The organism is Hymenobacter gelipurpurascens, assembly GCF_900187375.1.
Classification (GTDB): domain Bacteria; phylum Bacteroidota; class Bacteroidia; order Cytophagales; family Hymenobacteraceae; genus Hymenobacter; species Hymenobacter gelipurpurascens.
The window spans coordinates 1,539,201-1,553,495 of record NZ_FYEW01000001.1 but is presented as its reverse complement, the minus strand read 5'-3'; the positions used below and the strand labels follow the sequence as shown (position 1 = coordinate 1,553,495).

The 14,295-nt window shown below is 57.0% G+C and carries 14 protein-coding genes and 1 riboswitch; of the genes, 10 read left to right on the top strand and 4 right to left on the bottom strand.

The window, feature by feature from the left end; translation table 11 throughout:
- Window positions 1-41: 41 nt before the first annotated feature.
- The 4 genes from fsa (at window position 42) to CFT68_RS06600 (ending at window position 2,846) form a co-directional block, all read left to right on the top strand.
- Window positions 42-698 carry a fructose-6-phosphate aldolase gene (gene fsa, locus CFT68_RS06615; RefSeq protein ID WP_088842597.1) on the top strand — a complete coding sequence of 219 codons (657 nt, stop codon included), beginning with the start codon at window positions 42-44 and terminating at the stop codon, window positions 696-698.
- 126 nt (window positions 699-824) lie between these two features.
- The gene (locus tag CFT68_RS06610) at window positions 825-1,028 is read left to right on the top strand and encodes a fructose-6-phosphate aldolase (RefSeq protein ID WP_088842596.1); all 204 of its coding nucleotides are present in this window, start codon (window positions 825-827) and stop codon (window positions 1,026-1,028) included.
- A 130-nt stretch (window positions 1,029-1,158) separates the two neighbouring features.
- Window positions 1,159-1,872, top strand: coding sequence for a cell division ATP-binding protein FtsE (locus tag CFT68_RS06605; protein WP_088842595.1), 714 nt, complete (start codon window positions 1,159-1,161; stop codon window positions 1,870-1,872).
- 74 nt (window positions 1,873-1,946) lie between these two features.
- Window positions 1,947-2,846: a glycosyltransferase gene (locus tag CFT68_RS06600; protein WP_170934719.1), complete on the top strand. Its 900-nt coding sequence runs from the start codon at window positions 1,947-1,949 to the stop codon at window positions 2,844-2,846.
- A gap of 110 nt (window positions 2,847-2,956) precedes the next feature.
- On the opposite strand, the gene CFT68_RS06595 is transcribed toward CFT68_RS06600, so the two are convergent.
- Window positions 2,957-3,871 (bottom strand): hypothetical protein, encoded by a 915-nt coding sequence (locus CFT68_RS06595; RefSeq protein WP_088842593.1) that lies wholly within the window; start codon window positions 3,869-3,871, stop codon window positions 2,957-2,959.
- A 168-nt stretch (window positions 3,872-4,039) separates the two neighbouring features.
- Between CFT68_RS06595 and CFT68_RS06590 the strand changes: the two genes are divergently transcribed.
- From CFT68_RS06590 to CFT68_RS06575, 4 genes are all read left to right on the top strand, one after another.
- On the top strand, window positions 4,040-5,200 hold the full coding sequence (locus CFT68_RS06590) for a DegT/DnrJ/EryC1/StrS family aminotransferase (RefSeq protein ID WP_245815295.1): 1,161 nt from the start codon (window positions 4,040-4,042) through the stop codon (window positions 5,198-5,200).
- 98 nt (window positions 5,201-5,298) lie between these two features.
- Window positions 5,299-6,105 carry a M48 family metalloprotease gene (locus tag CFT68_RS06585; protein ID WP_088842591.1) on the top strand — a complete coding sequence of 269 codons (807 nt, stop codon included), beginning with the start codon at window positions 5,299-5,301 and terminating at the stop codon, window positions 6,103-6,105.
- A 141-nt stretch (window positions 6,106-6,246) separates the two neighbouring features.
- Window positions 6,247-7,272 carry a Gfo/Idh/MocA family protein gene (locus tag CFT68_RS06580; protein ID WP_088842590.1) on the top strand — a complete coding sequence of 342 codons (1,026 nt, stop codon included), beginning with the start codon at window positions 6,247-6,249 and terminating at the stop codon, window positions 7,270-7,272.
- A gap of 89 nt (window positions 7,273-7,361) precedes the next feature.
- Entirely contained in the window at window positions 7,362-8,108 is a 747-nt protein-coding gene (locus CFT68_RS06575; protein ID WP_088842589.1) for an EcsC family protein, read from the top strand.
- A gap of 38 nt (window positions 8,109-8,146) precedes the next feature.
- Here CFT68_RS06575 and CFT68_RS06570 read toward each other — a convergent pair whose 3' ends face one another.
- The gene (locus CFT68_RS06570) at window positions 8,147-8,836 is read right to left on the bottom strand and encodes a TIGR02117 family protein (RefSeq protein ID WP_088842588.1); all 690 of its coding nucleotides are present in this window, start codon (window positions 8,834-8,836) and stop codon (window positions 8,147-8,149) included.
- Window positions 8,837-9,006: 170 nt separating this feature from the next.
- The gene (locus CFT68_RS06565; protein ID WP_212590367.1) at window positions 9,007-9,432 is read right to left on the bottom strand and encodes a hypothetical protein; all 426 of its coding nucleotides are present in this window, start codon (window positions 9,430-9,432) and stop codon (window positions 9,007-9,009) included.
- Window positions 9,433-9,734: 302 nt separating this feature from the next.
- A riboswitch (SAM riboswitch) is annotated at window positions 9,735-9,827 on the top strand.
- A 398-nt stretch (window positions 9,828-10,225) separates the two neighbouring features.
- On the opposite strand from CFT68_RS06565, the gene CFT68_RS06560 reads away from it, so the two are divergent.
- Window positions 10,226-11,680, top strand: coding sequence for an amino acid permease (locus tag CFT68_RS06560; RefSeq protein ID WP_088842587.1), 1,455 nt, complete (start codon window positions 10,226-10,228; stop codon window positions 11,678-11,680).
- A gap of 127 nt (window positions 11,681-11,807) precedes the next feature.
- Window positions 11,808-12,695, top strand: a complete 888-nt coding sequence (locus tag CFT68_RS06555; RefSeq protein WP_088842586.1) for a CPBP family intramembrane glutamic endopeptidase — start codon at window positions 11,808-11,810, stop codon at window positions 12,693-12,695.
- A gap of 13 nt (window positions 12,696-12,708) precedes the next feature.
- Here the strand turns inward: CFT68_RS06555 and CFT68_RS22320 are convergent, their stop codons facing one another.
- The gene (locus tag CFT68_RS22320; protein ID WP_088842585.1) at window positions 12,709-14,220 is read right to left on the bottom strand and encodes a TSUP family transporter; all 1,512 of its coding nucleotides are present in this window, start codon (window positions 14,218-14,220) and stop codon (window positions 12,709-12,711) included.
- Window positions 14,221-14,295 lie beyond the last annotated feature (75 nt).

The following is a 14,295-nucleotide window of genomic DNA, read 5'->3' as shown; positions in this document are numbered from 1 at the left end:
GAGTGAGTAGCTTTGGGCATCCTCTTTTTCAATCTATCCGCATGAAATTCTTTCTTGACACCGCCAACTTGCTGGAAATTCAGGAAGCCGTAGACCTGGGCGTACTCGACGGCGTGACGACGAATCCTTCCCTGATGGCCAAAGAAGGCATCAAAGGCACCGATGCCGTGATGAGCCACTACCGCCAGATCTGCGAAATGGTGGATGGCGACGTGTCGGCCGAAGTTATTGCTACTGATTTCGAGGGTATGATTCGGGAAGGAGAGGCCCTAGCCGAGCTGCACCCGAACATCGTCGTGAAGGTGCCCATGATCAAGGAGGGCGTGAAGGCCATCCGGTACTTCTCGGAAAAAGGCATCAAGACCAACTGCACCCTGATTTTCTCGGCCGGGCAGGCCCTGCTGGCCGCCAAAGCCGGCGCTACGTACGTGTCGCCGTTCGTAGGCCGCCTCGATGATATCGGACACGATGGCCTGCAGCTAGTGCAGCAGATTGTGGACATTTTCTCCAACTACGGCTACCCCACGCAGGTGCTGGCGGCCTCGGTGCGCCACGTACCCCACCTGATTCAGTGCGCTGAACTGGGCGCCGATGTAGTTACCTGCCCCCTGAGCGTTATCAACGGCCTGCTCAACCACCCGCTCACCGATAAAGGGCTGGCAACTTTCCTCGCCGACCACAAAAAGGTAAACGGGTAATCTTAAGAAGCTAGGAGTTAGAAGCTAGAATATGGTAAGGGGCAGGCCCGAGCGTCTGACTCCTGCCCCATATTCCTCTTCCTGACTCCTGTCTTCTAACTCCTAACTCCTAGCTTCTTCCCCTGCATGTACATCATCAAAGTAAAAGGCAAGGCCAAGATTCCGGATTACATTCAGTTGCGCGACGAGAACTTCGTGCTGATTGCGTATTTCCGCGCCGACCGCCCGCTGAAGGATCTGCACCGCTACGGGCTGGAAAACAAGGAAACGGAGCTGGCTGGCGTTATATCGGGGCTGGAGTTCGGGAAGCTGCAGAAGCTGGAAATCTGAACCACTTGCCCATATGCCATTCCGAGCGGTAGCGCGAAACTGGGTTTGCTCGTAAGAGTGGCCTAGAGTCCGGCGCTACTGCTCGGAATGACATTTTTTAGAACTGCCCGCGCCCTGTATCTTCGTTTCTATGCCTACCTCGTCCGCCCCGGTTATTGAGCTGCACGACGCCTACATCATGCAGGACGTAAACACCGTGCTGCAAAAGGTCACGTTTACGCTCGAAAAGGGCGAATTTGCCTATCTCGTAGGCCGTACGGGCTCCGGCAAAAGCTCCCTGCTCAAGACACTGTACGCCGATCTGCCTCTACCCGCCGGCACCGGCACGGTGGTAGGTTTCCCACTGCCCCGCCTGGCCGGCGGCGACAAAGTGCCGTATCTGCGCCGCAAGCTGGGCATCATTTTCCAGGATTTTCAGCTGCTCTTCGACCGTTCGGTGGCCGATAATCTGTTGTTCGTGCTGAATGCCACTGGCTGGAAAGGCAAGGCCCGCAAGCAGCAGCGTATTTCGGAAGTGCTGATGCGGGTAGGTTTGGCCAACTCAGCGGGCAAAATGCCGCACCAGCTGTCGGGCGGCGAGCAGCAGCGCGTAGTTATTGCCCGCGCGCTGCTCAACGAGCCCTTGCTGCTCCTCGCCGACGAGCCCACCGGCAACCTCGACCCCGACGTAGCCGACAGCATCATGAAGTTGTTTGTGGAAATCAACAACTCCGGCACCGCCGTGCTCATGGCCACGCACAACTACCAGATCATTCGGCAGTACCCGAAGCGGGTGCTCAAGTGCGAGCAAGGCAACCTGATTGATTCCGTGAAAACTCCTTTTGAGTTGCGGATGGAGAGCTAAGCGGGCAGTTTGCCGTGCCGCCTGCTAGGCCACTAGTGGGTAGTTTATTCCTTCATTTCACCTGCGCCTACCATTTGAAAACGCCCGGTCTTTCGGTGCTGATTCCGCTGTTCAACCGTGCCGTTGCTCCCTTGGTGCACGCGTTGCTGGCGCAGGCAGCCGCTTGGGATGGGCCAGTAGAAATGTGGTGCCTTGATGACGGCTCGGAAGAGGGTATAAAAGAGCTAAACCGTCCACTGGCCGCTTTGCCAGGCGTATACTACGAAGAGCTGCCCCGCAACATTGGGCGGGCCGCCATCCGCAACGAGCTGGCCAGCCGGGCCCAACACTCCTGGCTACTACTGCTGGACAATGACAGCCTGCTGCCAGATGAACGTTTCCTGGCCCGTTATGCCGCTGCTTGCGCTCAGGCACCTGTAGTAGCCGGCGGCACCGTGTACGAAGCCCTGCCGCCCTCAAGCTCAAGTTTGCTGCTCCGGTGGCTGTATGGTAGGCAGCGGGAGGCCCGCCCGGCTGCCGTGCGCCAACGGGCGCCACACGGCCAGCTCACGCTCAACAATCTGCTGATACAGGCCGATCTGTTTAGTGGCCTAGGCCTCGATGAAAGCCTGACGCGCTACGGCCACGAGGACACCAAATTCGGTTGGATGCTGCGCCGGGCCCGCATCCAGGTGCACCATATTGATAATCCGGTGTTGCACGACGGACTAGAACCCGCCGCCATTTTCCTGCGCAAAACCCACGACGCGGTGCGCAACTTGGTTCAGCTCTACCGAAACGAAGGGCTGGGCGCCGATACAAAACTGCTGCGGGCGGCACTGCAGTTACAGCGCTGGGGCCTCGGCGAAACCGTGTGCATTGCTTTTAAGCTGCGCCAGCGCCAGGTACTGCGCAATCTGCTGTCGGGGAGGCCTAGCCTGCGCCAGCTCGATGCCCTGAAGCTCTATTGGCTGCTCCGGGAACTAGCTGCCTAAGAGCGGTTACGCTCCGCATGAGGGGCATCTTGCTTCCGACATAACTACAAAGAAGCCCGGCTCCTGTGTCAGGAACCGGGCTTCTTTTACTAAATCAGGCGCTAGGCCAGTTAGTCGTTGTCGGTATTTTTGACTTCCGACTTCACTTCTTTGTAGGCGCCTTTCACTGCGCTGCCTACTTTCTTGCCGACTTTAGCGGCACCCTGGCCTACATCTTTACCAGTTTCTTTTACGTCCTGGGCGGTGTTGCTTGCCGCCTGGCCCACTTTGCTGCGCTCATCGGCAGTTTCAGCTTTCACGTCCTGGGCTTCACCGCTTACGGCATCAGCACCTTGCGCTACGCGCGCTTCCGATTTGTCGAATGATTTGAAGGCGGCGTATTTCAGCTTCTCCTTTTGAATCTCGGCCAGGTCGCGGGCCGGAATGTCTTTCTTTACTTTGTCGTAGGCCTCGTCCAGAGCGCGCCACTCCGAGTTGATGTAGCGCCAGTCTTCGATATCGTACTTGTCTTCGTTCTGCTTGATGTTGTTCACGAACGACTCGTAGGTGGCGCGGGCGTTGGCGGCCGTAATCTGGGCGGCAGGGGCCATCGGCTTGTAATATTTGCCGGGCTTCAGGTTAGCCGTTGAGGTTGTAGTGGTAGTAGAAACCGCGTTGGGGCGGTTTTTCCAGGCCATTTCGCGCTTGTCGTAGGCCGTGGTGTAACGTGTGCGCAGCTGCTCAATTTCCTGGCGGCGTGCATCATCGTACTGGTCGGCGTACTTATCTACGGCAGCTACTTTGGCATCGAAGTCCGATTTGAGCTGGTTGGTTTCTGATTCGTAATCAGCTTCCACCTCGTTGGCTACATTCTCCGACTTGGTTTCTGTGTTGGCAACAAAGGTCTTGAAGTCGTTGTAAGCCTCGTCGCTTTCCGCCGATACTTCTTTCTTGTCAGCCGGCGAGCAGCTGGTTTGCGTGAATGCTAAGCTGCCGGCAAGCAGAATGGCCGAGAGAGCGTTGATAGTGAGGGTTTTCCTGAACATGGCGGTAGGATAAGGGAAGAGGGAGGAACAGAAGGAGTGCAAGGCAATAGGAAGCGCACTTCGGCCTGCTAAACGCAAGCGTACAATGGCAGGTTACGTTGGCATCTGATGCCAGGTTCTGCGTGGGCCTCTATCTTTGAAGCTCCTCCGTCTTACTGCTCGCGCCGCTTGTCTTCCCTGCTTCCTCCCGCTACACCCATCCAAATACTGGACCTGCGCGCCCAGCATGCACCTATTCAGACGGAGCTGGACGCGGCCCTGCGCGAAACGCTTCTGGAAGCCGCCTTCATCCAGGGGCCGGCCGTGCAGCAGTTTGCCACCGAGCTAGGCCACTACCTAGGTGCGCATACTGAAGTAGTGCCGTGCGCTAATGGCACCGATGCTCTCCAGCTGGCCCTGATGAGCCTGCGCCTGCCGCCCGGCACCGAGATAATAGTACCCGCCTTCACCTACGTAGCTACCCTGGAAGCCGCCGCCGTGCTAGGCCTGGTACCCGTGCCCGCCGACGTGCTGCCTGATACGTTTAACCTCGATCCGGCGGCCGTAGCAGCGGCCCTTACGCCGCGCACCGGTGCTATAATAGCGGTGCACCTGTTTGGGCAGTGTGCTGATCTGGAAGCCCTGCGCCAGTTGGCCAACCAGCACCAGGTGGCCCTAATAGAAGACAATGCGCAAGCCATTGGGGCCACCTTTACCACAAGCTCTGGCGAGATATGGGCTGCCGGAACAGTAGGGGAGGTGGGAACCACTTCATTTTTCCCAAGCAAAAACCTCGGGGGCTTCGGGGATGGTGGCGCCCTGTTCACGGCCGATAAAGTCCGCGCCAGCTACTTGCGTCAGCTCGCCAACCACGGGCAAAGCCGTAAGTATCACCACGAGCACATCGGCCTCAACTCCCGCCTCGATACTGTGCAGGCGGCGCTGCTCCGCGTGAAACTCCGCTATCTGCCCCAATGGACTGCCGCCCGCCAGCACGTAGCAGCGCAGTATGATGCCGCCCTGCTAGGCCACTCTCACTTGCGCCGGCCGGCCCACGACCCGCGCAGTACGCACGTATTTCATCAATACACCGTGCAGGTTGCAGACAAGCCGGGTGCCCGGGAAGCACTGCAACAGCACTTGGCAGCGCACGGCGTACCCAGCGCGGTTTATTATCCGTTGCCCAACCATCTGCAGCCTGCCTATGCGTATTTGGGCTACCAACAGGGGCAGTTTCCGGTGGCAGAGCGCTTGTGCCGTACCGTGCTGTCGTTGCCCATGCACCCGATGCTGACGCCCGAGCAGGTGGCCTACGTAGGTGCCGTGCTGCAGGCATGGGAAGTGGCCTAGGTCACTTTTAGCGCACAACTTGGCCGACGTTGCTTTTTGCTGGCACTGTTTTTTCTTTCAGCCGTATTACTCGCCTCTTACCTGTTAACTTTTTTTGCATGCGCCGTCCCTTTCTAACCCTCTTGCTGCCACTGGCCGTTGTTTCGGTCGTTACTACGGCGGCTGTTAATGCGCCCCGCCAGGGCTTTAACCTGTTTTCTATCCAGCAGGATATTGAGCTGGGTGCCCAGGTAGCCCACCAAACCGACTCTCTCTACCGCGCCAAAGGCCAGCTGCTTTCGCGCTCCGGCAATGCCCGCGCCTACACGCTGCTGGATGGCGTAGTGAAGCGCGTACTCGACAACGGCAACCTGAAATACCGCAAAGAATTTCCCTGGGATGTGCAGATCATCAAAGACGACGCCACCCAGAATGCCTTTGCTACGCCCGGCGGCCATATCTACGTGTTTTCGGGCCTGATCAAGTTCCTGGATAATGAAAACCAGTTGGCTGGTGTGCTAGGCCACGAAATCGCCCACGCCGACCGCCGCCACAGCACCCAGATGCTCCAGAAGCAGTATGGCATCAGCATGCTAGCTGGTATTGTACTGGGTAATAATTCCAACCAGCTTGTGCAGATTGCCGCCGGCCTGGGCCAGCTCAAATTTAGCCGCACCTACGAAGTGGAGGCTGACAAGTACTCCACCATCTACCTCAACGGCACCCGCTACTACGCCTGCGACGGCGCCGCGGGCTTTTTCATTAAAGCAGAGAAGCAGGGTGGGGGCGGTACGCCGGAGTTCCTGAGCACCCACCCCAACCCCGGCTCGCGCATTACCAATATTCAGAAGAGCGCTCAGCAGCTTGGCTGCACGGGCCGCACCGTGAGCAACTCCAATTTTGAGGAGCTCAAGCGCCTGCTGTAGTCCTAAACAGCTGTTGGCTACTACACTAGCCAATTCTAAAAGCCTGTAGTGCTGCTTGCAGCGTTACAGGCTTTTTTTTGGCGCACAGAAACGCGGGTTTTTTCGCAGCTTGCTACTCTGTTTTGCTTGCATCTCTTTCCATTGGCTGATTCTCTTCCTGCCGTCCGCTTTGCTATTTGTGGTGTAGGCCACATTGGTCTCCGTCATGCTGCGCTGGTGGCCCGTCATGCCGGCGCACAGCTGGTAGCCCTGATTGATGTGCGCCCGGAACTGGCCCCTGAGCTGGCGCTTGCTTTTCCAGGTGTTTCTTTCTTTCTGTCTCTGGATGAGTACTTTACAGCTGGTTTGGTGGCCGATGTATTAACTATAGCTACACCAAATGACCAGCACACGTCGCAGGCTATAGCTGGCTTGGAACATGGCCTACACGTCGTCATTGAGAAGCCTATTGCGTTGCGCACACAGGATGCGGAAGCTGTAGTGCGCACTGCCGCGCAAACCGGGCGCCTGGTGTTTGGGGTGATGCAGAACCGCTATTCGCCGCCGGCTGCGTGGCTTAAGCAACTAATGGAGGAAGGCCGCCTAGGCCAGGTATACCTGGTGCAGATCAACTGCTTCTGGAACCGCGACGCCCGCTACTACCAGCCCAGCGCCTGGAAAGGCACCCGGCAGCAGGATGGCGGCACGCTCTTCACGCAGTTCAGCCACTTCGTGGATCTGCTCTACTGGGTCTTCGGCGACATCACTAATATCTCGGCCCGCTTCCGCGACTTCAATCACCAGAATCTCACCGAATTTGAAGACTCGGGCCTCGTAACGTTTGATCTGGTGAGCGGCGGCAGTGGCACGCTGCAATACAGCACCGCCGTCTGGGACCGAAACCTGGAAAGCTCCCTCACGGTAATAGCCGAGCACGGCAGCCTCAAAATCGGGGGGCAGTACATGGATAAGGTGGAGTATTGTTACCTCCGCGACTACACCCTGCCACCGCTACCGCCCACCAACCCCGCCAACGAGTATGGCTCGTACCAAGGCAGCGCCGCCAACCACGTCCACATCATCGAAAACGTAATTGAAACGGTGCAGAAGCGCAGCTCCGCTACTACGAATGCCCTGGAGGGCCTGAAAGTGGTAGAAATTATTGAGCGGATTTATAAGTTGAAGTAGAGGACTATGACCTGTCATTTTCTCAGGCGACAAGCCCATAGAAGCGGGACAGGAAATGAAATGGCTGTAGAAATGTGCACCTTCATTCTATGACTTCGCCTTACTCCGACCAACAGGCCTACACCGAGCTACGGGCGTGGCAGCGCAAGATGCAGCAGCCACCTACTATGCTGAACCGCTTGGCGCGGCAGGTACAAGGGCGGCTGAATGCGTTTCTGCCGGAGAAAGTACACGAGGCCATTACCACCGCCATCAAGCAGATGGTGCGGGGTGTGTTGTTCGGCTCTACGCATACCACCCGGAAGCCCGTGCTGGAACTGCCGTTGGCAGAGCGCGAAGCCGCGGTACGTACCCGCGTGAAATACTACCGCAACACGGCTGCCGCCGAAGGAGCCGTAACGGGCGCGGGCGGTTTCCTGCTCGGCCTCGCCGATTTTCCGCTGTTGCTGGGCATCAAACTGAAACTGCTCTTTGATATCGCCGCGTTCTATGGCTACGATGTGAAGGACTATACCGAGCGGCTATTCCTGCTGCACATCTTCCAACTGGCTTTCAGCAGCCAGCACACCCGCAACGAAGTGTATAGCCGCATTGCCGACTGGGATGCCTACCGCCACACGTTGCCGACGGACGTGCACGAGTTCGACTGGCGCACGTTTCAGCAGGAGTACCGCGACTATATTGACCTGGCCAAGATGGCGCAGCTGGTGCCCGTAATTGGGGCGGCGGTGGGCGCCATTGCCAACTACCGCCTGCTGGAGCAGCTCGGCAACACCGCCATGAACTGCTACCGGATGCGGTATTTCAGAGCGAACCCCACGACGGAAGTTCTGTAGCAAGCTCACCTGAGAATTGCCGACTAGCCTATAAGCGTTTACTTCCGGTACTGATAGAAAATCCCGGTGTCGAAGGGTGTCCAGAGGCTGGCTTTCTGGCCGCTGGCTTTCAGGGCGTCGTTGGCCCAGGTGTTGCAGGTGTAAAACCAGCCATAGGTGCGGTGCGCCTCATAAAAAGAGTCGTCGGGGCCGTAGCTGTGGCCCGGAATATAGATGGGGTGGCCTAGCGCATCGTAGCGGAAACTCTCCTGGATGTAGCGAATCAGGCGGCGGTAGTCGTTGTGGCTGATACTGATTTTTACGCAGTCTTCGCTCTCGTGCATCTCCTTGTAGAAGGTGGTATGCATGGCCGAGGTGCCCAGGTAAAACATGGCTTTGAACGCCGTGCTCGGCTTTAGCTCGGCCCACGTGGGCGTATCGAGGTAGAAGCCTTTATCGCCCCACCCGAAGCCCAGGTATTGCATGGCGGGGTCGTTGGAGGGCGTATTCGCCAGCAGAATCGTTTTGCTCCAATCGATGTAGGGGGTGCGGATGGGCACCACAATATCGGTATGCACGCCGTTGGAGTAGATATAAATATCCAGGTCCGTCAGCGGATCGGTGCTGGTTTTGGGGCTGGGAATGCGCGACAATACGGCGGCGGCACCTAGGTAGAGGCCTAGCGCGCCACCTATGGAGCCTGCTACATAGCCCGTGATTTTCAATGCGTTGCATAGGCATGCTTTCATAACGTACTAGGTGATCGAAGTGCGCTGGCGCTTCGGCAGAACAGAAGAAGTGTAGGCGCAATACGCGCGTAGTGGCCTACAGTTGGGTTTTGGGGCCTGACTGGCCGGCTGGTGCACAAAAAAAGCCTCAACCGCTACGGTGAGGCTTTTCTTAGATCTGTTAGGTACGGTTAGCTTTTGGCTTTGCGCTGCGCCTTATGCTTTTCCACTTTTTCAGCGCGCAGCTGGGCGTATTTAGTGTACTGCTCGGCGCTCAGGATTTGCTTGAGCTGGGCTTCGTAAGCAGCCTTATCGGTCTTCATTTCCTGCTTGCGGGCCGCGCTTTTGCCTGCTGTGGCATACTTGACGCGGTTGGCCTGCAGTTGCTGGTAGCGGGAGAGATGCAACTGCCGCACTTTCTCGGTCTGCTCAGCGGTTAGATTCAGCTTTTGCGCCAGCTGCTTGGCTTTGTGGTCGGCCTTCTGTTCGGGCGTCTTTTGAGCCTTGGCAGCTTGGTCCGTTTTAGATTTGTATTTGACTTTTGTAGGAGCCGTTTGGGCCGAAGCTACACCAGCAGAAAGAGAGAAAGCGGCAAGAATTACGAGAAGCTTGTTCATTAGAAAATAGCTGAATTGTTAAATCGAAGAAAAGAATGAAGCCGCTTCCTGAAACAGGTTTGTGGCCTTCTGCAATGGGTATTTGCAACTCAGATGCCAACTTTTGGGCGAAGGACAGATTTTGGTAAAATAAAAAAAAGACTATTGCTGGGTTAAACCTTTAGGTTTTAAAGCAGTCAGGCGGGCCATTAGTAGGAGTAGAGTGGCCTAGGCCACTGGTCTGCACGGGAACCGGTGTGTTTGTAAATGCGCGCCGGCCGGATGTACCTTTGCGCTACCAATTCTTTACCGACAAAGGATTGTTTTTATACAGAGGCGCTGAGAGACAGGCTCGATGAAGCGTCGGCAACCATCCGCAACTGCCGGAACGGTGCCAATTCCTGACCATATAAAAACAAGTTGCCGTGGATTTTCGCCCCTGCCGTACTGCCCGTTTTGTAGTTTTTGCTGCCTCTTTTGGCGTTTCTGCCCATCGGCAGGCGTGTTGTAGCGGTGCGTGTTGTTGCTGTTGAGGCCTGATTTTATCGCTCACAGTTTTTAAGAGCCTTATGCGGGCGGCCTAAGTCGTTGCCGCGGCGCGTGCTCTTCTTTTCCTTTTCCTGGTCGGGTTTTTCTCCGCTGCCTCGCATGGGGGCTGTGTTTACTGGCTTTCCTAATAGAGGCCAAGCTCGCTGCTCCCCCCATCGCGTTATGCCAGTTTGCTGCACTCGTATGCCACTTGGCTGGCGGCAGAGAGCTTCCCTGATCGGACCTATTTATCACCGGCCAACGTGTGCGTTGGCATTCTGTTTTTATGCTTAAAAAATCACTGGAACTGCTGCGGCAGGAAGCCGCCGAAACCGGCGCAAACACCCTCAAACGAAGTCTGAACGGCTTCAACCTCATCACGATGGGCATTGGGGTAATCATTGGGGCTGGATTGTTTTCGCTCACAGGTATTGCCGCCGCCAATAATGCCGGCCCGGCCATCACCCTCTCGTTTATTGTGGCAGCCATTGGCTGCGCATTTTCGGCACTCTGCTACGCCGAGTTTGCCTCCATGGTGCCCGTATCTGGCTCGGCCTACACCTACGCCTATGCCACTATGGGCGAGCTGTTTGCCTGGATTATCGGCTGGGATTTGGTGCTGGAATACTCCGTAGGCGCTGCCACGGTGGCCATCAGCTGGTCGCAGTATCTGCTGAAATTTCTGGCTAAGTCGGGCATACACCTGCCGCCGCAGCTAGTGATGTCGCCGTTCGAGTCGGCCACGCTGGCTGATGGCAGCTCGGTGCACGGGTTCGTGAATGTGCCCGCCATGCTGATTGTGCTGCTTATCACGCTTATCATCATTCGCGGCACCAAGGGCTCGGCGTGGTTCAATGCCATTGTGGTTACGCTCAAGGTTGCGGTGGTGCTGGTGTTCATCGCGCTGGGTTGGCAGTACATCGATCCGGCCAACTATCATCCCTACATTCCCGAGAACACCGGTACCTTCGGCGAGTTTGGCTGGAGCGGGATTCTGCGTGGGGCCGGTGTGGTATTCTTCGTGTTTATTGGCTTCGATATTGTGGCCACTATGGCTCAGGAAACCAAGAATCCGCAGCGCAATATGCCCATCGGCATCATCGGCTCCCTGGTTATCTGCACCATTCTATTCGTGCTGTTTGGGCACGTCATGACCGGCTTGGCCAACTACACCGAGTTCAAGGGCAGTGCCGCTCCCGTGGCTATTGCCATCGAAAAAACGCCGTATGCCTGGCTTTCCTCGGCCGTAATTCTGGCCATTATCATTGGCTACACGTCCGTAATTCTGGTGGATTTGCTGGGCCAGACCCGCGTGTTTTTCTCCATGGCCAAGGATGGGCTGCTGCCTCCTGTTTTTGCGCGCATCCACGCCAAGTTCCGCACGCCGCTTGAGTCCAGCCTGCTGCTAGGCCTGTTCATTGCGCTCTTTGCAGGCTTCGTGCCCATTTCGGTAGTGGGCGAGATGACTAGCATTGGCACCCTGCTGGCCTTTGTGATGGTGTGCCTGGGTGTACTCATCATGCGTAAAAAAGAACCCAATGCGCCCCGTGGCTTCCGTACGCCGTGGGTGCCGCTGGTGCCTATTCTCGGCATCCTGACCTGCGTAGTGATGATGGTAGCCCTGCCTTGGGAAACGTGGTTGCGTCTGGCTGTCTGGCTGGCCATCGGGCTGGCTATTTACTTCGGCTACGGCAAAAAACACAGTAAGCTGCGCGCCCAACAAGAGGAACTAGTGGCCTAGGCCAGTCCAGAAACCAAGTGCCCACAAAAAAGCCGGACGAGTTCCGGCTTTTTTGTGGGCACTTGTCCGAGAAAGGGTATTTTCGGCCCTCTTATCTACCCGTTTTTCTATCGCACAAGGCCTATCCATGGAAGCAGTTTTACCCGAACCCGAAGTACTCCACGCCGCCCCACACCGCCCGGCAACTGCTTACCCAACCATTAAAGAAAGCTGGGCCTCGCTGGGCTGGTTTCTGCTGATTATGGTACTGGCGGCTATACCTATACTGCTCATTTTCGATAGGGGAGTGCACCACAAATCTATCGTGGTAAGCTCGGTGGCTACGGTGCTGGGCGAAATAGCGACCATTGGATTTTTGCTGTGGTATAACAGACGGCGCACACAACCCATGCAGCTGCTAGGCCAGGTGCCCCGCTGGATTTATATAGCCCTACCCGTGGTAGCGGTGGCGCAAATTATGCTGCGCTCTGTGCTGCATTATGTGCACTTACCCAACTGGGCTGACAACACTTTCCGGCAGATGGAAGCCCAGCCTGTGTTGGCCTTTCTGATGATCGGAATTAGTGCGCCACTGCTGGAAGAAATCCTGTTCCGCGGAATACTGCTCAACGGATTGCTGCGCAATTACCGGCCGTGGGTAGCTATTGGGCAGTCGGCGCTGTTGTTTGGCCTGTTTCATCTGAACCCAGCCCAGATTGTATCAGCTGGAATAATGGGTTTGTTGGTTGGCTGGCTCTACTACCGCACCCAATCGTTGCTGCTGTGTATCGTGATGCACGCGCTAAACAACCTGATGGCTTTAGTGGGCTCCCTGTCATCGAAGGCGCATAGTGAGCAGGCGCCTCACGAAGCCCTGGGCTCCTGGCTGGCCTACGGCCTGGTGCTGCTGGTTAGTGCCTTGTTGATCATTGAATTTATCCGGCGGGTGCAGCGTACAACGTCGCCTTACGTACCCGAAACAACGCCTGCTGGCTCGCTTGTTCAGGTACAGGAGCCAGCCGATATCTTGTGCTAGGCCACTACAGCTGCTACATAAACAGCTTGCGCAGCGCCCAAAGGCTCCACACAATCACCATCAGGCCCACGCCCACAAACATCCAGCGGACCGGAATGCGGCCGGCCAGCCGGGCAGCAAATGGTGCAGCAGCCACGCCGCCCACAATCAGCCCCAGAATAATCTGCCAGTGCGAAATGCCGAGTGTGGCAAAGAACGTAACGGCGCTGGCAAACGTGACGAAGAACTCTGTAACGCTCACCGAGCCAATGACATACTGCGGAGTGCGGCCCCCGGCAATGAGCGTGCTTGTGACCAACGGCCCCCAGCCGCCCCCGCCAAACGAATCCAAAAAACCACCGGCTGCGGCCAACAGGCCTAGCTTCTTGTGTTTCACGCGGGGCTTCGGTTTGCTGAAGGCTTTAGTAAGAATGCGCGTGCCCAGCAACAGTAAGTACACGGCCAGGAAAGGCTTCACGTAGCCAGCATATTGCTCTCCGAAGCGGGCCAGTAGAAACGCGCCCGTAATGGCACCCAGCACGCCCGGAATCAGGAGGACCTTGAACAGCTTTTTGTTGACGTTGCCGAAGCGGTAGTGATGGTACCCGGAGGCGCCGCTGGCAAACATTTCGGCCGTGTGAATGCTGGCACTCACGGCGGCTGGCGCAATGTTCATGCTCATCAGACTGATGGCCGTAACGACGCCGTAGCCCATGCCTAGCAGCCCGTCAATCAGCTGCGCCGCGAAACCGATGGCAACGAAGAGGTAGAACATCTTGGCGTTGCTGGCCACGCCCCACACCTGGTCCCAGGTGATGTAGTAGGAGAGGATATTGAACACCAGCAGGCTAGCAAAAGCCAGCAGGGCCGCCGTAGCCCGGCGCCGCCACTGCGCCGCCGCCGGCGACTCGTAGGCCGGTCCGCCCGTTAGCTCGGCCGTCACGGCATTCAACGACTTTACCTTGTGCGCGAAGTCGCCGCCTACTTTCTCCCGAATGATCGACATGCGCTGGAGCACATCATGGAGCTCATCGGGAATGGCATGGGTCAGCATTTCGCGCAGGCGCTTGGCAATGGTGGGCGACTTACCGTTGGTGCTGATGGCAATTTTCAAGTCGCCCTTCTGCACGATGGAGCCCAGGTAGAAGTCGCAGGCGTCGGGCGTGTCGGCTACGTTGCAGAGCAGGCGCTGGCGCGTAGCATCGGCCTTGATGCGCAGGTTCAGCGCTTTGTCGTCCGTTGCCACAATCACCAGATCATGGCCTACGAGGTCGGTGGTTTGGTAGGCCTGTTCGCGCAGCTGCACGGCGGGGTGCTTTTCGGCTAGATCAAGCAGTGCATCGGAAAAATACGTGGCCACCACGGTTACAGCGGTAGCCGGGCTGTTAGCGAGAATTGCCGCTAGCTTTTCGTGGCCTACGTTGCCGCCACCTACCAACAGCACATGTAGCTGCTCCAACTTCAGGAAGATGGGAAACAGTCGGTTAGAACCGCTGGCTGGCGCTAGATCGGGCAAGCTCTGGGCGGTAGTGTCGGCTGTGTTCATAGCGCGGCTGGCAGATTATGGAAAGGTAAAATAGGCAAAAGCGCTGATTTATTTGTGCTTACGCCCAGAGCTAGT

Bases quoted from the DNA above. Each gene is read 5' to 3' on its own strand.
- CFT68_RS22320 (WP_088842585.1), bottom strand. From the start codon at position 14,220: ATGAACACAGCCGACACTACCGCCCAGAGCTTGCCCGATCTAGCGCCA.
- CFT68_RS06560 (WP_088842587.1), top strand. From the start codon at position 10,226: ATGCTTAAAAAATCACTGGAACTGCTGCGGCAGGAAGCCGCCGAAACC.
- CFT68_RS06595 (WP_088842593.1), bottom strand. From the start codon at position 3,871: ATGTTCAGGAAAACCCTCACTATCAACGCTCTCTCGGCCATTCTGCTT.
- fsa (WP_088842597.1), top strand. From the start codon at position 42: ATGAAATTCTTTCTTGACACCGCCAACTTGCTGGAAATTCAGGAAGCC.
- CFT68_RS06605 (WP_088842595.1), top strand. From the start codon at position 1,159: ATGCCTACCTCGTCCGCCCCGGTTATTGAGCTGCACGACGCCTACATC.
- CFT68_RS06585 (WP_088842591.1), top strand. From the start codon at position 5,299: ATGCGCCGTCCCTTTCTAACCCTCTTGCTGCCACTGGCCGTTGTTTCG.
- CFT68_RS06555 (WP_088842586.1), top strand. From the start codon at position 11,808: ATGGAAGCAGTTTTACCCGAACCCGAAGTACTCCACGCCGCCCCACAC.
- CFT68_RS06570 (WP_088842588.1), bottom strand. From the start codon at position 8,836: ATGAAAGCATGCCTATGCAACGCATTGAAAATCACGGGCTATGTAGCA.
- CFT68_RS06610 (WP_088842596.1), top strand. From the start codon at position 825: ATGTACATCATCAAAGTAAAAGGCAAGGCCAAGATTCCGGATTACATT.
- CFT68_RS06575 (WP_088842589.1), top strand. From the start codon at position 7,362: ATGACTTCGCCTTACTCCGACCAACAGGCCTACACCGAGCTACGGGCG.
- CFT68_RS06565 (WP_212590367.1), bottom strand. From the start codon at position 9,432: ATGAACAAGCTTCTCGTAATTCTTGCCGCTTTCTCTCTTTCTGCTGGT.